This window comes from Leeuwenhoekiella sp. MAR_2009_132 (genome assembly GCF_000687915.1).
Taxonomy (GTDB): Bacteria; Bacteroidota; Bacteroidia; order Flavobacteriales; family Flavobacteriaceae; genus Leeuwenhoekiella.
Genome location: NZ_JHZY01000002.1, coordinates 1,141,310 through 1,164,734, shown reverse-complemented (window position 1 = coordinate 1,164,734; position 23,425 = coordinate 1,141,310). Strand labels below are relative to the sequence as shown.

19 protein-coding genes are annotated in these 23,425 nt (G+C 37.6%); 11 read left to right on the top strand and 8 right to left on the bottom strand.

Annotation, left to right across the window (positions count from 1 at the left end; genetic code table 11):
* Window positions 1-35: 35 nt before the first annotated feature.
* Window positions 36-2,441, bottom strand: a complete 2,406-nt coding sequence (locus P164_RS05050; RefSeq protein ID WP_028375375.1) for a TraG family conjugative transposon ATPase — start codon at window positions 2,439-2,441, stop codon at window positions 36-38.
* Between the two features lie 308 nt (window positions 2,442-2,749).
* A complete protein-coding gene (locus P164_RS05040; RefSeq protein ID WP_028375373.1) occupies window positions 2,750-3,037 on the bottom strand; it encodes a hypothetical protein in 288 nt (95 codons plus the stop codon).
* A 194-nt stretch (window positions 3,038-3,231) separates the two neighbouring features.
* Between P164_RS05040 and P164_RS05035 the strand changes: the two genes are divergently transcribed.
* The 7 genes from P164_RS05035 to P164_RS05005 all read left to right on the top strand — a co-directional run bounded on the left by P164_RS05035 (window position 3,232) and on the right by P164_RS05005 (window position 11,845).
* Complete coding sequence (locus P164_RS05035; RefSeq protein WP_081817319.1) at window positions 3,232-3,801, top strand: N-acetylmuramoyl-L-alanine amidase; 570 nt, start codon at window positions 3,232-3,234, stop codon at window positions 3,799-3,801.
* A gap of 184 nt (window positions 3,802-3,985) precedes the next feature.
* Entirely contained in the window at window positions 3,986-4,945 is a 960-nt protein-coding gene (locus P164_RS05030; protein ID WP_125411751.1) for a FecR family protein, read from the top strand.
* The gene (locus tag P164_RS05025) at window positions 4,938-5,531 is read left to right on the top strand and encodes an RNA polymerase sigma factor (RefSeq protein ID WP_051621208.1); all 594 of its coding nucleotides are present in this window, start codon (window positions 4,938-4,940) and stop codon (window positions 5,529-5,531) included. Before P164_RS05030 ends, P164_RS05025 begins: the two co-directional genes overlap by 8 nt.
* Before the next feature lie 73 nt (window positions 5,532-5,604).
* Window positions 5,605-8,769: a TonB-dependent receptor domain-containing protein gene (locus P164_RS05020; RefSeq protein WP_028375371.1), complete on the top strand. Its 3,165-nt coding sequence runs from the start codon at window positions 5,605-5,607 to the stop codon at window positions 8,767-8,769.
* An 11-nt stretch (window positions 8,770-8,780) separates the two neighbouring features.
* Complete coding sequence (locus P164_RS05015; RefSeq protein ID WP_051621206.1) at window positions 8,781-10,184, top strand: hypothetical protein; 1,404 nt, start codon at window positions 8,781-8,783, stop codon at window positions 10,182-10,184.
* A 13-nt stretch (window positions 10,185-10,197) separates the two neighbouring features.
* A complete protein-coding gene (locus P164_RS05010; protein ID WP_028375369.1) occupies window positions 10,198-11,523 on the top strand; it encodes an alkaline phosphatase family protein in 1,326 nt (441 codons plus the stop codon).
* Window positions 11,524-11,710: 187 nt separating this feature from the next.
* Window positions 11,711-11,845 (top strand): N-acetylmuramoyl-L-alanine amidase, encoded by a 135-nt coding sequence (locus tag P164_RS05005; protein WP_081817317.1) that lies wholly within the window; start codon window positions 11,711-11,713, stop codon window positions 11,843-11,845.
* 258 nt (window positions 11,846-12,103) lie between these two features.
* On the opposite strand, the gene P164_RS04995 is transcribed toward P164_RS05005, so the two are convergent.
* The 5 genes from P164_RS04995 to P164_RS04975 all read right to left on the bottom strand — a co-directional run bounded on the left by P164_RS04995 (window position 12,104) and on the right by P164_RS04975 (window position 17,316).
* Window positions 12,104-12,760, bottom strand: coding sequence for an ATP-binding protein (locus P164_RS04995; RefSeq protein ID WP_028375368.1), 657 nt, complete (start codon window positions 12,758-12,760; stop codon window positions 12,104-12,106).
* Entirely contained in the window at window positions 12,744-13,409 is a 666-nt protein-coding gene (locus P164_RS04990) for a hypothetical protein (protein WP_028375367.1), read from the bottom strand. Before P164_RS04990 ends, P164_RS04995 begins: the two co-directional genes overlap by 17 nt.
* Window positions 13,410-13,418: 9 nt before the next feature.
* Window positions 13,419-13,688: a helix-turn-helix domain-containing protein gene (locus P164_RS04985; protein WP_028375366.1), complete on the bottom strand. Its 270-nt coding sequence runs from the start codon at window positions 13,686-13,688 to the stop codon at window positions 13,419-13,421.
* Window positions 13,689-13,972: 284 nt separating this feature from the next.
* Complete coding sequence (locus P164_RS04980) at window positions 13,973-14,854, bottom strand: RteC domain-containing protein (RefSeq protein ID WP_081817315.1); 882 nt, start codon at window positions 14,852-14,854, stop codon at window positions 13,973-13,975.
* A 56-nt stretch (window positions 14,855-14,910) separates the two neighbouring features.
* A complete protein-coding gene (locus P164_RS04975; protein WP_028375364.1) occupies window positions 14,911-17,316 on the bottom strand; it encodes an aminotransferase class I/II-fold pyridoxal phosphate-dependent enzyme in 2,406 nt (801 codons plus the stop codon).
* Window positions 17,317-17,548: 232 nt separating this feature from the next.
* Between P164_RS04975 and P164_RS04970 the strand changes: the two genes are divergently transcribed.
* The 4 genes from P164_RS04970 to P164_RS04955 all read left to right on the top strand — a co-directional run bounded on the left by P164_RS04970 (window position 17,549) and on the right by P164_RS04955 (window position 20,796).
* Complete coding sequence (locus P164_RS04970) at window positions 17,549-17,917, top strand: hypothetical protein (protein ID WP_035899352.1); 369 nt, start codon at window positions 17,549-17,551, stop codon at window positions 17,915-17,917.
* A gap of 27 nt (window positions 17,918-17,944) precedes the next feature.
* Window positions 17,945-18,856, top strand: a complete 912-nt coding sequence (locus tag P164_RS04965; RefSeq protein ID WP_028375362.1) for a helix-turn-helix transcriptional regulator — start codon at window positions 17,945-17,947, stop codon at window positions 18,854-18,856.
* Between the two features lie 84 nt (window positions 18,857-18,940).
* Window positions 18,941-20,434 (top strand): MauE/DoxX family redox-associated membrane protein, encoded by a 1,494-nt coding sequence (locus P164_RS04960; protein WP_051621202.1) that lies wholly within the window; start codon window positions 18,941-18,943, stop codon window positions 20,432-20,434.
* 77 nt (window positions 20,435-20,511) lie between these two features.
* Window positions 20,512-20,796, top strand: a complete 285-nt coding sequence (locus P164_RS04955) for a DUF6520 family protein (RefSeq protein WP_028375360.1) — start codon at window positions 20,512-20,514, stop codon at window positions 20,794-20,796.
* Window positions 20,797-20,868: 72 nt separating this feature from the next.
* On the opposite strand, the gene P164_RS04950 is transcribed toward P164_RS04955, so the two are convergent.
* Complete coding sequence (locus P164_RS04950; protein ID WP_028375359.1) at window positions 20,869-23,418, bottom strand: prolyl oligopeptidase family serine peptidase; 2,550 nt, start codon at window positions 23,416-23,418, stop codon at window positions 20,869-20,871.
* Window positions 23,419-23,425: the final 7 nt, after the last annotated feature.

The following is a 23,425-nucleotide window of genomic DNA, read 5'->3' as shown; positions in this document are numbered from 1 at the left end:
CGGTAAAGCAAAGAATAAGGTTCGGATTGTTGTTTTCATAAGGTTCGATTTAGATTGATGAATTGTTTAATGGTTTCTTCCATATTCTGGGTCTTTTGATAAAGGCTCATTATGGCTTCATTTTCGGATCCGTCCGTCAGGTAAGCGGCATAGACTTCTGGAGGAACTTCCAACCTGAAAATGTTACTCTCTTTTCCTATTTTGATGAAGATTTCGGTGTACTTGCGCGCGCCACTTAAGTTATTCTTTATGGATTTTAGCTGGTTTAAATCATGGCTGGAAAGGTGGAGTCTTTTGACTAGTTCGCTATAACCCTTTTCATTATTCAAACTATAGATAACCTGCGTGTTTTCAAGTATGCTAGAAGATGTGGCAGTATCAGGAAGTTGATTGATCGACTGCAGGATGATGCCGATAGCGCCATTTTGCTTGCGAATAGCTTGATAGTAGAATTCAACACTTTCCAATACATTCTCAAACTTCAGTTGTTTGGCAAACTCATCGAAGAGAATAATTCCTTTTTCAGCTTTGTTTCTCCAGATGGTTCGTTGAATGGCTGTTTTGATCAGCTTAAGCATCACCGACAGGAGTTCTTTATTATCTTTCACCTCATCGAGCTCAAAAATAAGGAGCCGTTTGTCTTCTATCTTGTACGTCTGGTCTTCCGATAGCTCAAATAAATAACTGTAGAGCCCCTCTCCAACATACTCCGACATCACATGTAAAAAACCCGTAATGTTGAAGTAGTCCGGATGGATCTTTAGGTGCTCTAAAAGCTCCTTTTGATGCTGCTCTATAAAGGAATAAAAGCTATCGAGCGAATGGTTTATGGAGATGCAGTTGTAGTAGTAAACCAGTATCTTTTTCAACGATACCGATTGTGCTTTGGTCACTTTTAAACCAGAAGCCATCAATTCAAAAAGGAATACGGAAAGATCTTCCAGACGTTCCGTAGTGAGATCTTTTGAATTGCTAATGTAAAAGGGATTAATACCTAAATTTTTACCGCTTTCATAGCGCAATACCGTATGTGTATCGGGATAGAGTTTAGCAAACTTGGTATAGGATCCCCCCAAATCGATAATGACCAGACGAACACCAGATTCAAAATATTGCCGTAAAATATTATTAGCTAAAAAGGATTTTCCTTCACCGGTAGGTGCGAAAATTGCAAAATTACGCGCCTTGATTCGTTTCTTTTTTTCATCCCAAACATCTTTTAAAACCGGAATATTATGCTCGCGATCATTGAAGATGATTCCGGTCGTGTCCGATTGGTAATTCGTATTGTTAATTAGTAAACAAAGCGCGTGTTTTAAATCAGTTACATAGAGATCTGCATCTGAGAAATGTGAAGAATAGCCACAATAACTATTGAGAAGGTAATGTTTGCGTTCTTCTCCTCCAGGGTAGTAGGGTGTGATATCCAACTCTTTGAATTCAGTTTTGATTTTAGAGGCGATCTGATCAAGCTTACGCTGCTCTTGATCCCAATAAATCACATTGAGATGTCCACGAATAACCCGGGAATTTTCATCGGTATTGATCTGCTCGAGGATCTGCTGAACTTTACCCAGTACCACCTTATTTTGAGATCCAAAATTGGAGCTCTTGTGGAGTTCTTCCACTTTCTTGTCTAGTATTTTGCGCCATTTGTGTTTATCATCCAGATAGAGAATCTGATTGACGATGTGATTTTCATGGAGTGTTAATCCCAAGCCATCGATGAACCCTTGATGAAACTTAAAATCGTCGCTTGTAAAGCGCTCATTAATTTTACTACTCTGCACATGTTGACCAAAGCAGAGTTCACTGTTGACGGCTAGGGCATCAAAATAGTATTTTCCAATTTTTACTTGATTTTTGTCAAGGAGGATATCGGTATCCATAATATTATTAAAACCATTAAAATAGGAATTCGTAAGCTGGGCAATTTGATTTGGGGTTAGGGGGTTGAGCGCTATTTTACGAGTGTTATTTATATACGAAACAGCATCTTCAACAGCTGCGCTAAAAGAGCGTACAGCATCATCCAGAGTTGTAGGAAGGGTTTTGCTGATTTTTTTAAAAGGGTTGACGTATTTTCCATGGGTTCGGTTTTTGGTAAGAATGAAAAACAAATAGCTCGTATGCTGCAGATACTCCCTGCCTTTAAAATGTTTGTGGGTTGCTTTTTCTAGAAACGTGGAACGGGAGAGCTGATCGGAGTCGTAGATTTTTTTTTGATAGACATCTTGCTTATGAACTACACATCCGGTAGGTAAGGATTTTAATGCTTGAAACCAAGCTGAATGCAAGTCTTCAAAGTCGTTTTCTGAAAGGGAATAGATTTCAGGCAACGCAGTTTCATAGCAAAGTATGACATTGCCGTTGCTACTAAAAAGGAGGTGCCCATCAATGGCCATTATGGGGTTTTTTAGTGAAAGGTTAATCGTTTCCATAATTGAGATTGGAATTTCTTTTGTTACTGATAAGAGAAGGAAAAGAACTTTTAAACGGAAGAAGTAATGCTTTAGAAGCGATGCGGGTTAAAGCGAAATAGAGTACTGCATTAGCGAAAAACACTCCGATAACTAGTGCAAAGCTGAAGGAAAAAATAAGTACCAACAGCGAACAGATCACCACACACATCAATAATGCAAACAAGGAAATAGGCAGTCCAAAAATGACCGCCCTTTTCCTAATATTTTTATAGATTCCATACTTCTTCATAAACTTGATTATTAATTGATCAAGGTCGCTTACCGACTTATACTACAATGCCTATGAGGTAGGTAAAGATGCCTACGACACCTCCTGCTATAAGTACAAAGACCAGTACCCGGGTAATCCCTTTTTTGAGATCGGCATTTTCTCCAAAAAAATGTCCCGCATTAAACAGGAAACCTACCAGAAAGATTATCCCTAGTATTATGGGAAATACATTTCTGATTGTTTCAGAAACATCATTTACAGAGTCTTCAATACCTCCAATTTGTGCAAAGAGTGAGGTGGAAACTAATAGAAGCATCCCTGCGAAGTAGCTTGATTTTTTCATAAGAGTTTGTTTTTAATTAATGACTGATTGAACTCTCTGAAAAATACATATATTTGGTTATATATAATTGATAATCAGTATATTGTGAATAAAATATTATTTAAATAGTATTGTATTTATTTGAAATTAAAAAGCTCCAAATCCTATTGAATTTCAATGAGATGCTGTTGATAACTCTAAAACAAGAATCCAAAATGAAGCTCCAAACCGTCCTATTTCTCTTTCTGCTATTTAAATTTTGCTTGTTTTTTGCTCAGGAAAACCAGAGACCTCTACGAATTGTAATTGATCCTGGGCACGGAGGAAGCGATAGCGGTGCGGTGGGTACAAACGGCATTTTAGAAAAAGATTTAGTATTGGAGTTGGGTAAGCTTCTGGCACACTCAAAATCAAGTTATGACGGTAGACCGGCAGAATACTTCTTAACCCGATATACAGATACCTTGATGTCCCTGGGAGCTCGTACCCGATTAACCAAAAGACTTCAAGCAGATTTATTTATCTCTTTGCATTTTAATGATGCACCTGATAAAAAAGCAAGCGGAGTAGAGGTATATGCGTATAACCAAGAAAACCCATATTTAAAACAATCCATTTGGCTGGGTCACCTATTGGAACAGCGGATAGTTTCTTTAACCAATCAAAAAAGTAGAGGTGTCAAATTTGCAAACTTTCAGGTATTGCGAGATCTAAAAGAGGTTTGTCCGGCAGTTTTGGTGGAATTGGGTTTTATAGACACCTGTAGTATATCTAGTATCCACTAAAATTGAGGTTAAGTATCTTTTTGAAACCTATGATTTGTAGACTTAGTAACCTCTCTTTATTCAAGTTCCTTAGTGCGTATTAAATGTATGTTAAGCAGGTTGATTTTTATTTTACAATTTGGTGACATCTCTGAATAGGGGATTTTTTCTTTTTACTACTCTTTATAATAAAGGCAGTCTTTATATGAATGAGAATACCCAAAAGGAACTTAAATGTACACGATACCTTACCGGGGAGATGGGGCCTGAGGATAGGCTTGTATTTGAGATAGAACTCTCTTTAGACGAAGAGCTACTTCTTCTATTCGAAAATTATAAGAAAATTTGGAGTTTATATCCTATTGAAAATACTTGTTATAATGTAACTAAACCGCCTCAAAATTCACTATCAGATCGAATTAAAACTTTAAGAATTGGAAAAGTTATTCTTAGCACTGCTGCTATATTATTGGTTTTAATAGGGTGCTTTTTCTATTATGAAAACAGTTTTTTATATACCAACCAAATCATTGCAGCAAAGAATGAACGCGTACGGGTGATGCTCCCTGATAGTAGTGAAGTCATTCTGAATGCTGAAAGCAGCATTGAATATCCAATAACTTTTGGGGAGGTTAGAGAAGTGACTTTAAAAGGAGAGGCGTATTTCAAAGTTGCTAAAGATGCAGATCATCCTTTTATAGTTCATAATAATGGGTTTGATGTAAAAGTTCTAGGAACATCTTTTTGTGTCAATACCCGCACCGATCAAAAGAAAATATCTCTTAAGGAAGGAAAGGTAGAAGTGTTACTCAACGAAAATAACGATAAAATTACGCTTTATCCTAAGGAACAATTACTTCTAGACACTTCAAATAATAAGGTAATAAAGCGCAATTTCAATGTGGAAAATGAATTTTCTTGGATTGATAACTTGCTCATATTAGAGAATCTAACCTTTAAGGAGGCTTTATCAAAAATCAACAGCTTTTATGGTGTTCATTTTGTAATAGAGGATCCTCAGATTGAGCACCAGCGTATTACCGGAGCGTTCAAAGACCAAAAGTTAGAAGAGTTTATTACCTCTTTAGAATTCATTACCAATGTTCAGGTGACCTTCCATAAGGCTAGTGAAAGCTATTTAATTAAGTCTATACAGAATGATTGATTTGAAAAATAAGGCAGATGATAAATCCCTATCCGAAGATCGGCATTTGTTTGAACGAATAAGTCAAAATGAGTATAAAGCCTTAGAACTTTTATTCAATAAATACTATGATCGTTTGTGTGTTTTCGGGAACCTCTTTGAAAAGGATCAAATGATCATTGAAGAGCAAATTTCTGATGTATTCATGCTCTTGTGGAATAAACGAGAAACGCTTAGAACTATTAATAATCCTAAATCCTACATGTATGTAATAGCCCGAAACCAACTAATTAAAAAGAGTACGTATGTAAAACACAAACACTATTTAGAAGATAAAAACGAAAATCAATTAGTCTTTAAAGTGCACCCAAGCTTTGAAGAAGAGGTAATCGATCAGGAGCAAAAGATAGTATATCAACGAGCCTTATCCCAAATCCTGAAGGAGATCCCTAAAAAATCCAGAGAGATTTTTGAAATGAGTCGCGTAGACGGTTTGAAATATAAAGAAATATCAGAACTAAAGGGAATCTCTCCCCGAACTGTTGAAAATCATATTGCTACTGCACTCCGACTTATCAGTAAAAAAGTCATAACCCTAAATTTATAAAACTAAAAAATAGTAAAGAAGAGACCTCTCCAAATGAGTTGGTCAAACTAAACACGTTTTAAAATAACTCTTTATGAAAAAAATAGTAATCCTAGCATTTAGTCTATGCTGTCTTTTTGGGCTAAGCGCTTCGCCTAATAAAGGTAGCTATAAAGCCTTTGTAGAAAGCTCCAGTAGTTATCAAAAAATCAACTTACAATTAAAAAACACAAAAGTAAAACAGGTCTTTGAGCTGATAGAACAGCAAGTAGATAAAAAATTCATTTATAGATCTGATAGCGATATTTTTAAAAAAATAATCACGATTAATGTAACTAATGCCAGTTTGGAAGAGGTTCTGGTACGTCTCAAAAATCAAGTTAACTTAGATTTTAAAGTAACTAAAAATGGGATCCTTGTAAAAGAAATAGCCTCTGAATTAAGGAGTTCCAGTCAACAAGAAGTTAGTCTCTCTGGATTTGTGATAGACGATAGTGGTAATCCTGTTCCCGGAGCTACCATTTTAGATACTCAACATGCTAAGGGTACTGTCTCAGATTTTGATGGTAAATTCAGCCTTAAAGTTTCTGCTACAGACCTCCCAATAACGCTTAAAATTTCTTATTTGGGTTATGAAACTAAACTTGTAGATGTTGTTGATTTGGCTAAAGAACTGGAGATTACACTTGTTCTAAATACAGAAAGTTTAAACGAGGTCGTAATTACCGGGCAGGGCGCAGATATTAGAAAGAAACGATTACCTACTCAAGTCACTACAATAGACAGCGAAGAATTAGAAAAAATCCCTTCACAACGTATCGATCAACAATTAGCAGCAAAATTGCCGAATGCCCAAATTAACTTAACAGGAGGTCAGGCAGGAGCTACATCTATCATTAGAGCCAGGGGGGTTAATTCAGCTTTTTTAAGTTCCACACCTATCATTTATCTAGATGGTGTTAGGATGGATAATTTAAATACTCAGATGCAGTTAGGAGGAACTTCCCAAGGTGCTGCTATAAGCGCTATAGCAGATATTCCGATGGATAATATTGATAAAATAGAGTATATAAATGGGGGAGCGGCAACAACATTATATGGTTCAGATGCAGCCAACGGAGTGATTCAAATATTTACTAAAAAAGGAGGTAGTAGAGGTACGAGTGTAACCGTAGAGGCACAAAGCGGCATTGAGACTCCGACGGCAGATTTTTTTCATTTCAAAAAAACAAAAGACTTGTTATTTAGAAATGGACTCTATCAAAAATACCGTGTAAACTTAAATGGAAAGAGTGAATCTGGTTTCAGATATACGTTTTCCGGTAGTTATAGAAACAGTACGGGTGTTCAAATTCAAGATCAGAATAATAACCTAAAGGCAGACTTTAGCACTGGTTTCAAAGCATCCCTTACAGATAAAATTGATTATGAGAGTTCTTTTATTTATGTGCATAACGAATATAAACGGAATAGAAATGGGAATCAGGGAGGTTACACAGGACTCTGGTTTGCTGAAGATGGAGCTTCTAAAATTACAGGCCCAGGATTTAATAACAGGTTGGATGAACTTTCTCCAGAGGAATTTGAAGTAATTAAAAAGTTTGTAACCAATGCAGAATCTTTACAGGACAATCAAATCGTTGTCAATAGGTTTACGACTTCCCAAATTTTTAAATACAAGCCTATCGAAAGCTTATCTATACGTTTTACAGGAGGTATAGATTATAGAGCCCAAGATCAAAGTGTGGTAGTAACCAACGAATATTTATCTGCAACGAGAGGAACAGCAGTTATTGATGAAGGAAGTATACAAAATGTGCAAAGAAATTATCTTGGAATTACTTTAGAATTAACAGCTCAACATACCTATGAGGTGGATGATTTCTCTTTTATAACTACTGTAGGGGGGCAATTTTTCAGAACAAATGACCATCAAATTTTATACAGTGGTTCAAACATAAGAGATGGTGCCCAAACGATAAGTGATGCTGCGGTAAAAGATAGTGATGAGTATTTAGCTCAAGTACTTAATTATGGTGTTTATGTTCAGGAGAATCTAGGCTATAAAGATAAATTGTTTTTAGATCTAGGAATTCGAGGAGATAGAAACCCCTCTTTTGGTGATAATATAGGGACTCAATATTACCCAAAAGCCGGAGTATCGTATATGCTTTCCTCAGAACCTTGGTATAGTTCTGAATTCGTAAACTCCCTTCGATTAAGAGGTAGTTTTGGTAGAGCTGGAAATTTGCCTCCAGCATTTGCTAATGAAAAGACGGTTCAATTTGACGGATATCTTGGTGATCAAGCAGCTTACTTTGGACAACCTGGTAACGCTAATTTGAAACCTGAAAAAACAACAACCTTTGAGGGTGGGGTGGACTTAGCCTTGTTAAATAATCGGATTAAATTTTCTGCCGGATATTATAGATCTTTAACCAGCGATGCGCTCTTCTACGTTCCTTCAGCTCCTTCTAGTGGATATTCGGTAAGCCAACTTTATAATATTGGAGAGATCGAAAATTATGGTCTTGAACTAAGTACCACTTTTGTGCCTATTCAAACTAATGATATTTCCCTAAGTATAAACGCTTCCTTTAATACCTTACACAACGAGGTTATTGATTCTGGAGGGGCTCCTGCTTTTAATATTAACGGGTTTAGTTCTAGAACACTTCAGACCGTGGTACAGGAAGGGTATCCTATCGGTTTTTTAAGAGGTAATTTAGGAACCTTTAATACAAATGGTACCTTGGAAAAAACAACACCTCAGTCTTTTTTAGGATCAACTATTCCTGACGTTTTTGGAAATGTAGGTCTAAATTTCTCGTACAAGCATTTTAATCTATTCACAAACGGATCTTATCAAGCTGGAGGTTATGCACATAACTGGGATGCACAGTTTCGATTTTATTATGGGGCTTCTGAAGATTTTATACCCCAGGGAGAGATTGATGCAAACGGCAGATCTAATTGGCTCAACTTTACAAACAAATTTGTTGAGAAAACAGACTTCTTAAAAATTAGGACTATTGGAGCTAGCTATACCCTGATTCCTAGTGGCCCTAGCTTTTATAAAAGTATCGTGTTTAGTATTTCAGCTCTAAATCCAATAAATATAACCTCTTCTACTTTTGATCCGGAAGCAACTATAAGTGGTGCAGCTCAAGGACAGGGAGGAGCAAGTACCGGAGGTATTTCGTATGCTACATATTCTGCACCGAGACAATTCTTAGGATCAGTAAAAATTAATTTTTAAAACTCACCAAAATGAAAAAATACATAATTAACACCATTTTATGTGCTTTCTTATTTACGTCCTGTGTCGAGAATCCAAACGTAACAGAGGAGGTATATTTAGGAAATCCAAATGCGACTAGTAGCTGGGTAACAGGCCTAAAACGGCAACTCGCTATTACAACAAATACGGTAAATATAAACGTTGCCATTACTTCAGATAACTATTTTAATAATTACACACAGTACAGTAAAGTCTTTGATGCGCTTCAAATCTCCTATATAGATGTTGATGTAAATACCTTACAGGCCGATGTACAAGCCTTACGGGAAATGGCTACTTATGGTATTGAAACGATCCTACCCTCAGATGAATCAGCAACAGCTGAGGATGAGGCTTATCTGTATTTCTGTTTGGGATATGCCAATGTTTTAGGAGGGGAGCTTTTTACGGGATTACCGGCTTCTAATCTTGGAACGGTAATTACTTCTGAAGAAATGTTTCAATTAGCCTTAACAAATCTTGAGAGTGCATATGCTTTAGAAACTTCAAGTGCTAAACAAGCAGCTTACAAACTGTTACAAGCACGGGTTTATTATGATTTGGGAGATGTAACTAATGCAATAAATCTAGCGACAGATGCTTTGAAAACACCACAGTTGGTTTATCAGGTTGAATTTGATGGTCAGAATGGCATATCTAACACTATGCAGACAGCAACATTCGACGCGTTACCTAATCGTCTGGCGCCCTTGCCAAGGTTAGATTTTCTAGACCCTAAATATTATTCCGTAGGTACACCAGAAACCAATCAGAAGCCTGTTACTCTAGTTAAAGCGGAAGAAGCTTATCTTATTCTGGCAGAAGCTTACCTGTCTCAAAATAAGGTAACACAAGCCAAACAAGCTTTAACTGATTTGCTTGACTTGGTGGCAACACGACCGGTAGTGGAAATCGATGATAGTAATGAAACTAGAAATGGTGGAAACCGCACTGATTACCCATTAACTATAGTTAAAATCAAATTTGATGCTAATGATGAGTTTAAAGACGGTTATGTATTGAATAGACAAGAAGGACCTATAAAGGCACATACTATTTCAGGTACTCTTGTTAAAGCTGTTGACATTTCTAATAAAGAGACGGTTGATGAACTATTGTATTTGGTTTACCGATTAAGGCAGGAAATTTTTATGAGTGAAGGTCGAAGAGTAACCGACTTAGGAATTAAATATCCTATTTCTCAAATAGAGCAAGAAAATAACCCTAATGTAACAGCCAATTTTACAAAATCACAACTACCAGATTTTATTAGTGGTAGTGGTAAGCTTGACAATTTTGTAATCGATGAATCAGGAAATGTAATTATTGACGTAGATCTAAATATAGTCCTAGTTGCAAATAAAACCTCTCCTTTTGTTATTCCCTTCTTTTAAACACAAAATAATTATGATTAATACGATAAAATATGTTTTGTTGCTACTAGCAATTACGAGCATGAGAACGGTTAATGCGCAGGAAGTAGAACACGTAATTCTTATTAGCATAGATGGTTTTAGACCTGACTTTTATACCGATGCTAAATGGCCTACACCTAACATAAAAATGCTTGCTAAAGAGGGCGTGTTTGCCGATGAGGTACGAACCATTTTTCCTTCAGTAACTTATCCTTCGCATACAACCCTCGTAACTGGGGTTTTTCCTGAAAAACATGGGATTTATTATAATACGACTATTGGAGATGATGGACAACCAAGTGGATGGGTTTACGACTATAACCAAATAACTAGTAAAACTATTTGGGAAGTTGCAAAGTCAAAAAATCTTTCTACAGCTTCGATCTCTTGGCCTATCACCATGAATAATCCGTATATCGATTACAATATACCTGAAATTTGGTCTTTTGAAGATGCTTCAGATCGAAGAGGAGCAACTTCAAAAGCAGCAAATCCTAAGGGTTTGTTCGAGGAAATTACTTCACAAATAACAGGAACTTTGGAAAAGGAGGAATACAATTTGAGTAGTCTGCGTATGGACCAAAATTTAGGTAGAATGGCTACTTATCTTATTGAAAAGTATCAGCCTAATTTATTGACCATTCATTTGCCTAATACAGATGGAGCACAGCACAGTGTAGGACGAGAGGGTGTTGAGGTTGAACGGGCGATTGCAGGAGCAGATCAAGTAGTGGGGCAAATTTATGATGCCGTTTTACGTGCAGGGATAGCTGAAAAAACGGCTATCCTAGTTACAGGTGATCATGGGTTTGTAACTACTCATACCAGTATTTCTGCTAATTTGTGGTTAAAAGAACATGGCTTGTCAGATAAAGCCTTTTTCTTTTCTACTGGAGGATCTGCTTTTTTACATTTGAAAAATGGGAATTCTCCAAAAATATTAGAGAAGATACATTCCGTTTTAGACAGTTTACCTTTAGCACAACGGAATATGTTTCGCATTATTGAAGAGTCACAATTAAGAGAAATGCAGAGTGATCCCCGTGTTAAGTTAGCTATCTCTGCTAACGAAGGTTTCTCTTTTGATAATGATACTGATGGTGAATTATTGAAAAGTAAAGTAGGAGGTAAGCACGGCTATTTTCCAGACTTTTATAATATATATACTGGTTTTGTTGGCTATGGAGCTGGTTTTAAAAGTGGTATTGAAATTAAACATATGCAACTTGAAGATATAGCACCACTTGTGGCAAAATTATTAAACTTGGAATTAAAAGATTCTTCAGGAACTGTTTATCCCGGTTTATTAAAGCACTAGTAAGTTTGTTTATTTAGTTTTTTTAGGCTGCCCTGTTAATTCAGGCAGCCTTTTTTATATATAGGCTAACTCGAGTATTATCTTTAAGCGTCTAGGTCAAATAACCCTCGTTTTTAGTGCCTATCATATAAGACATTGAAAGATGATTTATGTTCTTGTCAATCTTAGTGTACAAGAGTAAGTACCTATGATAGAACAGAAATTCATACAATTAACCCATCAAAAAAGTAGGGGAGTCAAGTTTGCAAATTTTCAAGTACTAAGAGATTTACAGGATTTTTGTCCAGCAGTTTTGGTGGAATTAGGTTTTGTATCTAATTGAAGTATACTAGAATAAATACTATATCTTTCCGATCAATTAGAATCAAATGAAATCCTTCCTCTTAGGTATTACAGTTGTCTGCTCGTTAAGCGCGGTCTCTTTAACTACGGATACTGTTTATATTTGCAAAGGCAAAAGCAGTAAGAAGTATCATTTGAAAAAGAATTGTAGGGGTTTAAGTAACTGCTCTACTGCTATTAGCGAAGTGACAAGAGGGAAAGCTAAAGAAATGGGTAGGGGAATTTGCGGATGGGAGGATTAAATTCTTTTGTCTGGAGTACCCTCTTCAAAATTTACCAGATTAAATAACTCCCGCATTCTACTGCGTACCCTTAAACCATAGCGTTGTTCCAGTTCACTGGCATTTAAATTGGTTGTGATATGCGTTTTGATTCTTGTTTTTAGAAAAAGCTCGTAGCGATTGCAGATGATTTCTCCAAGCACATTGCAATCTTTACCATAATGCCTGCCAATAGCTTCAGTTCCCAGATCGTCAAAGCAATAAAAATGGCCATCCCCATGCTCTTGGATAACTTTGTAGCCCAAATGATTAAAGCTGAAAGTGATATTTCGGCAAGGTATTACTTCGTATTGGCGTTGATGAGGCACCAAATAACGGAGCAATTTCATAAGACTGGTTTTGCCACAACCAACAGGACCCGAAAGAATCAACCCCTTTTTAGGGTCGATATGCAGTGCTTCACAATTGGTTTTATCCGCGATATAATAATTACAGAGTTTGAATAAAAGGGGATGGTCTTGCTCAAAAATTTTAAAGTGATCTCCAAAGAGCAGTTTTCCTTTGGCATCTAAAAACAAGAGCATTTTTTGAAAATCATAAATAATTTTCTTGCCTTGCATTTTTCCAAGCTCATACGTAATTCCACCTTCGGTTATTTTACAAGGGTTCTCCATAGTTTTTGAAATTGTTGACCTGTAATGGATCGTTAAAGTTTACGTCTGGCTTTCTTTTTTTTCTTTCATCAGCAGTTTTACTTTGAGCCATCCAGTGTACCGCAATAGCCTCCCAGTTTCGGATTGGTTCACCTCCTGAGGTTAACCAATCTGCCTGATCGTAGTGTAATAAAAAAGCTGCTGCTTCTTCTACAGGATATTTTTTAGATTTAAAAAAATCAAAAACCGCCTTGGCATGTTTAGGTTTGTTTAAATCGTTTTTATCTGTTTTATCATGTTTTATATAAGGGTTCACTTCTTGGTGCTCTACTGTACTACCAGTTTGTGTAGTTGTTGGTGCACTACTTGGTGTAGCAGTTGGTGCAAAAGTGTACATCTTAATTTCGCTTCCTTTAAAAGGATTATGGGAAGGGGTGTATTTGAGATACTTCCACGTATGAAGATCTCTCATACATTTCAGATACGTGCGATTGGATCCTATTTTAGCCATCCGCCGCAGTTCCTCTCGATTGACATAAAATTGAGGTGAAAACCGACTTACGTTCCAAAATTGAAATGCTGCCATATACAGACTAATGTGTGCCGTATTCAACCGATTATCGGTATAAAAAGCCTGAAAGACAGCATTTAGATGTTTGATGTAATTCATAAGAACTTTTTATTGAACACGATTGGTATCCATCACGTGTTGAATTTCCTGAGCATCATAGTAAATGATTCCGCCTACTTTGGTATAGGGTAGTGTCCCGTTGATGCGCAAGTTTTGCAAGGTTCCAGGACTTACTTGAAGTAACTTCATTACTTCAGCACTCTTTAAATACTTTTTGAGTTTTCCGGGAGCTTGATTGGAAAGAAGGGCTTTAAGATCTTCCAGTAATTCCATTTTGAATTCGCGAAGATCGTCTGTGGTAATAAGTGTTGCTGGCATAAGACATCGGTTTAAAAGAAGGGGACTATCTGAATTCAGTTATTTTGTTTGATAGTCCCCATCAAGGTTTGACTTTCGTTCTTCGAAATTGATGGGTTTTGATTGGAATTATTCACAAGGGCTTTCGTAGTGGGAAAAAAATTAACATTTTTAAAAATCCTGAAATTTGAATGGTTTTACAGGGGGTTAGTATCTAGAAATATCCTCTTAACCTCAGAAATTAAGGAATATTATAAAACAATTATTTTTCGTAGTTACGAACCGGTGGGATTTTTTTAATATGCCTACTCATCATCCTTATTCATCTTCGCTTCTAAATTCACTATGAGATTTTCAAGATATTTTGAACGTCTGTTTTTACGTGCTTTGATTTCTGAATAGGTTTTGTAAATGTTGTCGAGTTTGATGTTGAAGAAGTCTTCGAAAGAAGCTGCGATACTACTTATTTCTGAGGTACCGTGATTGAGATCTCCAGAGGCATATAATGCATAGATTAATTCGACCAAAGCTGTTTTGGAGCCTGACCATAAGAGTACGGGATGTTGTTGCGAAGCAAAATTTTCAATCATCCCGGGCTTTAAAGATGCTATAGCTTCCCGGATATAATGGATCAAACGATACATCGCTTGTATTTTTGCCCAGAGCATATCATGAGAACTCGAAAACTCGGGATACTGGTAATAATTGATAGTTGGAGTAAATGGGAAATTTTTGCGGTGATTGCGTGTAAAAAGTTGATGGTCCATATAGGAATGCCCCTGTTCCATATATTGAACGAAATCATTATTTCGGTAAAAAAATTTATTGATCTTGCGCAGTTCTTTTTCAAAAAATCGAAGTTGAAAGCTTTCTCCGGCTTTTGGTTTTCGCGATTCACACGAACGCATCTCTGAGAAATAGATGAGATAACTCATCGGACAAGGCTTGATATTTTTAAAAAAATCAATTTCTTCAGGAACGTTTTCAAAATCTTCCTGTTCCACCAGTTCTTTTAATTTGGACAGGGAGGTATTAGCAATCTCTATACCTGCATCTGCCTTTTTTAACGGGTCTATAATACACAATACCTGTGTATTTAGCATCGTGTGAAAGTTGTGTATTTCAGTGTCAAACATCGTATTATTAACTAGGCGGGTTAATAAATAATGAGGGAGAAGTATGTTCAAAGAGCAATGGATTAGTTGACAATCAAACACGTTGACTTTTTCAACGCTACATTCACTTAGTTACTTGTTCTCATCATTTCCAATTGTTCCAAAAGAAAGTTATCGTCGGTTTGCAGGAATGCCTGTTTGGGGATAAGAGTAGCTCCCAGTTTTCTTTTTTCAAAGCTGGCACTTACCCCAAAATCAATCTGTGTAAATTTCAGTTGTCGTGCCCTTAGAATCGATTGATAGAGCAGTTGGCGATAGGTTTGAAACGCCTCAAGATAGCTGTAATCCATTCCAATCAAACTGGTCACATAGGTCCCCGAATAATTTTTATAACAAAACATCACTCCCAGAATCCGATCATCAGATTTCGCTTTTAAAACGATAAACTCCCAATTGGGATGTTTGGACATATTTTGAAAAACAGCCAAAGGATAGGTAAACGTATTCAAACCAAAATTTTTAGCTTTTACCTGCTTGTAAAGTCCATAAAAGAGTTGAATCGTTTTAGTACCTGGAGCTGATATGATTTGCATTTTAATAAGCTCTTCATAGGGCTGAATATCTTTTTTAAAGTGTTTTTGAGAGCGTTTAGAGAGGTAGTTCGAATAGGCTGCATCGTTTTTTTGATCCAACTCAAATACGACACACGAGTCGGGCATATCAATAGGAATATATCCTTGATTTTGAAAGGTTTTAGACCAGATTGAACCCGTATCAAAATCCCGTAATACCGTAAGGGATACTTCCAGCTTTTGACTTAAGGCCTCTAGGTATTCTAAAAAGCAGGCAAGCGCTTCGTTTACCTGTGGATGTTTTGAATTAACATAGAGGTGTTCTCCTTCTGTAAATAAACAACCCAAGGCCAAAACTCGGGAAGTTTGTGCATAAGGGTTTTGTTCGCGTTGTTCTTCCAGTTTTTTCGAAACTGCAGGTGGGGATAACATATCGTTTTTCCATAAACTTTCTGTCACAAAACCCATTAAAACCGGTTGATTCAAGTCGTCCATAATTTGTAGGTACTTAAAGTTCCAATTGTGTTCTTGAGCTGCTTGGCCCTGAAACGTATTTTCCAGAAACTGCAGCCCGTCCCAGTCCATCATATTGTTTTTACCTACTGTATCATTCCAAAGGGATTTATCTACCTCAGAAATACGAGTAAATTCTTCAAGCCTCAATACCTCGTGTTTTATGGGAAGTGGCGGTGTTTCTTGAAAGTTCATTCGAAACGCCTTGCCTACTCGGGTGGTTGAATTGCCCGTATCGGCTAAGGCCTTATCGTAATGAATAACTAATGCTTCTGTAAGAAGTTTAATATCTTCAAAACGATTATGAGTGGAAATGGTAATGCGCACTCCGGTATTTTTAACAGGTACAGCAGGAAACAGCCCTAAATTGACAAAAAAACCGCCATCCATCAAGCGCTTTACCAATTGGTATCCGGTTGCAGGCAGACCCGTTCCGATATAAAATACAGGAGAGTCATTTGTAGCGATCAGCGGTAATTTAGTCTTGGATAGCAACCTGTTGAAGTAATCAATACGTTGTTTTAATTCGTCTTGTAAAGAATAAATTTCATCCGATAAATGAATAGCAGCTGAAGCGATAGCAGCACCTACAGCACTGGGTTCTAATTGTGCCGAGAAGGTTAGAGGGCCTCCAAAATTTTTAATCTGATTGTATAATTTTTTGTTGGAACATACTAAGACGGAACCAGAAGCACCAAAGGTTTTACTCAAGGTGCCAAAAACAAGTACATGTTCCGGAAGACTTTCCAATTGGCTCATCACATAACCCATTCCATTTTTTCCCTTCCAGCTCATTCCATGCACATCATCGAAGTAGAGGTGGAGTTGGGGGTATTTTATAGAAAGTGCTAAAAGTTCTTTAACCGGAGCATAATCGCCATACATAGAATAAACCCCGTCTGCCATATACCAGATTTTAGAAACTTTGGAAGAGAGTTTTTTCAGCAGCGATTCTAACATTTCCAAATTGTTATGCCGAATGAGATGAACGGGAATTCCTCGGACTTTTAAAAGTTGAGCTGCGTTTTGAACACTCCAGTGAACCTGATGATCTAAAAGAACAGCATCCTCATCCCGAACAACAGTTGGAATCACGGCCAGGTGCCCTAACGTACTGTTTTTGGTTACGATAACCGGGTTATTGAAAAGCAGCTCTAATTTTTCTTCCAATTGGGCATACAGTGGATGAGCGATATAGGTCTTAGAAAGTGGAAACTGCGTGCCATACCTTAATATGGCTTGTACCGCAGCTGTTTTAATTCGGCTGTCCTGCTCTAAACCTAAATATCCCGTGGTACCAAAATGATAGCATTGAATTCCATTGATTGTAATATACCTTCCACTTAACCTGGAGTCTTCCGCATGCAGATGTATAATTCCAGCCGATTTGGCATCCGCAATAACATTATCTACGGTGTCCAAAAAATTGTTGTGTTTTATTTTAGCCATTTTAATAGGTTTTAGATTGTCTAATTGAAGCTAAATATTATTTCACAAGCAGTGCGTTAAGCTTTTATAAGTTGGTCTTTTGAGACAAGTTTTAAGACCAATAAGTCAAATAGAATCAAAATCTCGCAAATTAAATTAGCAAAAAGTCTTTTTGAAGAAGTATGATGACTTTTAGATCAAATTGATATTAAATAGAATTTTATAAATTCGAGTAATCCAAAACTTTAGCGGGATGGTAGTGGATGGAGAATTTGCGAAAATGTGGATTGTAGACGGAATATTATTTTTCGTCTATAAGCCTGTATGTTTAATTGATATTAAACGCGCTAAAGTTTTAGTGCATCAGCGTTTAGAATTACAGAATGAAATAGCTTATCCTATTTTCTGTGATTTACGAGAAGTCCATAGCGCACAAAAGGAAGCTAGAGATTATCTGGCATTAGAAGGTTCATTGATGACTAAAGCCTTGGCTTTTTTAGTGAAAGATGAACATTCTTTATTGATCTTAAGAATGTATCTGCATACTACCACAGTGAAAATCCCAACACAAATTTTTATGAATAAAATAGAGGCTCTTGAATTCTTGAAAAAATTCAAGTGATGGTATTCACTTTAGTTTTTACATTTTATGGAACGCAATGACAAGGAACGCTTTAATCAGCTATTTGAGCAAATTATTGAAATCGCTGGAGGGAATTTTGAATACCGCCATAAAATTTCTGGACGTAGGGATGCACTTGATACCTTAGGGGAGTTATTAAATATAATGGCGGAAGAAGTTGCCTATTTCAATTACGAAAATGTATCCCAATTAGCTACAAACACGAGACCCGTACTTGTGGTTTTTGATCAAGAAGGTAAAATTAGCAACTATTCATTTGCCTTTTTAGATAGGTTGGGACATAAAAAATTACGTAAAAACATCAATACTTCCATCAATCAGCTTTTAACGGAATATTCAATACCCTTACTCCAGAAAGAACTGCAAAGTAGTATGAGTGAACCATTAAATCAGGACCTTTTTTCACTTGATTTTAAAACTGCCGACAATCGTATTCTAAGAGCAAATTGTACACTAGGAATCCTTTTTAAAAAGAATAAAAAGAAAGCCTATGTACTGAGTATATATGAGGATTTTAAAAATCAAAGCCTCAAATCAAATACGCATCAAGGTGAATTAAATTATAAATCCTTAAAATCAAAAAGTGCTTCAAATCGTATTCTGGTTAAAAATGTAAGACTTTACGTTTTACGTAACCTAAATAAACCTTTACCCGCTTTAAAACAAATAGGTCTGCTACACCAAACCAATCAAACGAAACTCAAGTCGGAATTCAAAAATGCCTATGGATTAACCATTCATCAATTTCATAATAAAAAACGTTTAGAACGGGCTGCATTGTTATTAAAAACGACAGAACTCCCTATAAGTGTTATTTCCAATCAATGTGGTTATAAAAGCCTAGCCCATTTTTCAAGAAAATTTAAAGAGTTTTATTCGAGTTCCCCACGTCTGTTTCGTTCCACTAATTTAAAATAGGGCTATTTAGACTATTTTGAGGCCGTATGGGGCAACCCCATAACCAACAAGTATTTAGAACTTTGAGACCTAATACTAATTAGGATGAGCACTCAAAAAACTAACTATTCACACATTTTTATTGATCTGGTTTGTTACTTCTATATCCTGCTCTTTGTCTATGCGGCAACGAGTAAGCTTATAGACTGTGAGCAGTTTCAGGTGCAACTGGCGCAATCTCCGCTATTAAGTGCCTATGCCGGAGTGCTGGCTTGGCTAGTACCGCTTAGTGAATATGTGCTAGGTAGTATGTTGCTATTTTCCAGTTTACGTAAAGTAGGTTTATACGGAAGTTTGGGTTTGATGAGCGCTTTTACAGCTTATATAGTGATCATCCTCAACTATGCTGATTTTGTTCCTTGCTCATGCGGGGGAATTTTGGAATCTCTGGGATGGACGGAACATTTAATCTTTAATGGGGTTTGTGTTGTATTGGTCCTGATCGCTCTGGTGTGTAAAGGCGACAGAACGAGTAGTAGAACTCGTATCACTTCAATCTCCCTGTCTTTAGGTATTATGCTGCTATCAACGAGTAGCGTCCTGCTGTTGTTTTGGAATTCAGAACAGTTGATGCACACCGAAAACCCATTTATACGCCGGTATTCTCACGGTGTTAAAAAAATGAAAAGCATTGATTTAAAAAGTGCATCTTATTACTTAGCCGGCAAGGATTCTGCATTTTTCTATCTGGGTAATTACCGCACCCCCCTTAGAATTGGGTTATTAAACCGGGTAACCGATAGTCTGATGGTGAAAACCATTGAAGTTCCCGAAGCCGATTTACCTTCTACAGCGGTACAGTTGCGGATAAACCCACCTTATTTTTATTTGATTGACGGACAAATCTCACAGGTACTAAGAGGGGATGTAGGAGCGTGGAAAAGCTACCAACACTTTAATGGTAAAATTTCTTTTAATGAGTATGTACTTCGGGATACCACGGCAATAGTTGCAAGAGCTTATCATCCTCAAACCCTCCAACAGGATTTATTATCAATCCAACTGAAGGATTCTTTACCCTATCAGTTCCTAACGGGAATCTTAGAAAAACAAGTTGATGGCTATTTTGATGTAGACGGGCATTTGAATTATGACTCCGTTACGGAGCACTGGGTATATACCTACAATTACCGCAACAGTTTCCAGGTATTGGATCAGGATGTAAATCTGCAGTATACGGGTCATACACTTGATACACTGGAACAAGCGCAACTGCGTATAGACTCCATCTCTAAACCCGGGCAGCATAAACTTACCGGTTCCTTGCTTGTTAATGCAACTACCTACAGTCATAATAACCTATTGTATATACTCTCTAAAGTTAAGGGAAGGTATGAACCGACCAAACCCTGGGAGCAGACCGAAACCATTGATGTGTATAGTCTGAAAGACGGCAGTTACCGCAGCAGCTTTTATGTTTACCCGGAAAAGGAGCAGCGACTGACCCGCTTTTTTGTAAGCGATAAAGCGTTTTACGGATTTTCTGGAGAGCATCTGGTCGTTTATGATCTCAACCCATTACTGAATGTCACCCACTAACGATAATCATGATTGCAGGGGTAAGATCGAAAACCTGCTAAAATATAGAGTAGATCATTAATTAATATTTTAGTATTATGAAAATTCAAGTAAAAAAACGTTTAGGAGCACTTGCTGTTGTAGTAGCCCTAACCGGTGCCTTTGCCACACAGGCAATGGCTGAACGTTCTGAACTTGCGACAGACCAGCAAGGTTATGAGCGCGTAAACGGAAACCAGATGGAATGTGAACCTCACGACATCTGTACCACGATCAACACAGGAAATCTGTGTACGGTAGATCTTGATCCTGCTAATGCCCAAATTTTTGGTTTAGATGAGGCGCAAAGATGTACAGTAGTTCTGTATCGTCCCAATCAGTAGATTTATAAACTGATTGTGTAAAAAGAAAGGTGAACCTCTTGGTTCACCTTTCTAATTTATATTACTTACTACTTAACGCATCCAATCTTCGGCAGGAATACCTTTAAGATAATGATCAAACCAGTGTTCTACTTTTAGACTGAGATCCTTTTGGTCCTCTGGCTTATTTGCAGAATGACCCATCCCGGGATACAGCAACATGGTTACCGATTTTTGAAGGCGCTTCAACCCCATATAAAAATCAATTGTCTGGTTAAAATCAACATGATGATCTTCCCGGCCAGACCATAAGAGTAGGGGAGTATTCATATCTCGTGCATGATAGAGTGCTGAATTTTCCAGATACCCTTGATAATCATTAAATAGATTTTTGGGCATACGCAATTGACCTTCTTCATATTGATAATAAGCAGGACTAGTATGATCTTGTACAAATAAGTAAAAAGAAGGGTTGTCGTAAATGCCTGCTCCGGAAATAGCCGTGGTAAACAGATCAGTTTGGGTCACGGTAAAACCGGTTTCAAAACCGCCAAACGAATGCCCTATAAGGCCTAAACGTTGCGGGTCGATGGACTGAACTTGTTGCAAGGCTTTATGTGTACCTGCGAGAATACAATCCGTTGCTGAAAAAGCGGTTTCTCCGGGCTTATATGCAATATCGGGTTGTAATACAAAATACCCCCGGTTGACCATATTGGCCGGATTAAATCCAATAGTGGTGTTAAATCCCGGGTTGGTATAGTGATTAAAGGTTTGACTCTGCTTTTCATACACATAAACTACCATGGGGTAGTGTTTATTTTCATTATAACCGGTAGGATAGCGTAAAATCCCTTGAAGGCTATCACCTTGCGCATTCGTGTAGTGGATGAGTTCTTGCCTCGGAAGTTCGTAGTCCCTATACTGCGGATTGCTTTGAAAGATGCGCTGTGGTTTAGATGCTCCTAAGTGAAATACCTCCAAAGCCTTAGGGCGATTATAAGCTTCAGACAAATAAATCAGGGTTTTGGAATCAGGTGATATCTTAGGCCATTTTACATAATCTGCTCCGAAGGTAATCAGTTTAGGCTCCTTCCCGGGATTAATTACCGTATAACCCTGAGCATAGTCCCGGCTCATTTCCAAGAAAAGTGGATCGTCTTTTTCTGGCATCCATTCCCGATTGGGTTTAATCAGTTTGTGAACAATTCCAGAGGTTCTACCCTGAGTTAATGCCTTGAGCTCTTGAGTTTTTAGATTTAGTTTCCAAAGGTCAAACTTACCCTGTAAAAGCACCGACTCTTCATTCAAATACCACGCAACCAGCTCGCTAGTTCCTAAATCGTTTTGGTCTGGAGCAATACAGAGACCAGGCATCTCATCTTGCCGTACAGAAAGATCATAGATATTTACTTTTCCTTTGCTCGGGTAAGCCAGATACCTTCCCTGATGACTAAATGCAATATCCAGTTTATGCCCCGTGTAGGACGTTTCCAGTAACTGTGTGCTTCCGGTTTTAAGGTTCTTTAAATAGAGGTCAATCGGTGGTTCTTGTAGCACACTGGGGCGGTAGGAGCTGGGATCGTATACTACTGCATAGTTTAAACCGGGATCAAAAACCACTTCCGTAAAGCGATCATTCGTAACTGCTGTAATTTCGTTTGTGCTTAAATCCCATAATGCCACCCGGTTTAAGTTGGCACCCCCCATGCGGTAGCGCATTCCTGCTACTAAATAGGGATCTGTACTGTGCCAGATTTCCGGGATTTCATCAGATTCTAGTAGGGGTTTTCGTCTATAGCTAAAGGCTACTTTAGTGCCGTCTGAAGCCAAGTGTAAAGGATTTTGCCACTCCTGTTTAAGTTGATAACCTTTAAACTCTGCTGAATCTAATTTCTGTGGCAACCACTTTTTTTGCCCGGTTTTTAAGGTGTAGACGGCTAGTCTTCCAAAAACTACAGGATCTGAATCCTCTGTTTTGGGTACTAGGGTATAGGCCAGACGCTCGCCGTTGTCCTGCCAAGTGGTTTCCATCAGTTTATAACCTTTGAGGTCTTGAATTGGAACAACTTCCTGTAATCGATCTAGTAAAATTAATTCCAGTAGTTGCGAACCGTCTACTTGACGGGTAATTAAAAACGACCGTGCAGTGGGTGCGTATTCGTAAGCTATAAGCCCGTCAATAGTTAAGTTTTCGGCTGAAGTCGTGCTCGTAATGATCAATTTTCCGAGACCTTTATAATAAATGGCATACCAACCTGTTGGCATCGCGTCCACAAGCTTCGCCTTATTGGGTAGTATAATGGTCTTTCCGGTCTCCAAATCAACGTGTAGAGAATGATCACCACTATTGATCATTACCGCTTTTGAACTTATGAATCCTCCAAGAGATGCGGCCGCAAAGCTATACCTGCGCTTTAAATAAGTATCTTGTATCACAAGCGTATCTTCCTGCTCATCATAATACTTGGTATACCCTATCCATTCGCCATTATCCGAGAAAGAAGTCGAACTCAGCGTGTACCAGCGTTTATAATCCTCCCGAGGAATAGATCTTTTGGGCTGCTGTGCCCACAGGGAATATCCTGAAACGATAATCAGGATTGCTGGCTGTATGTATAGTAGTGCCTGTTTAAATTGCATAGTTTAA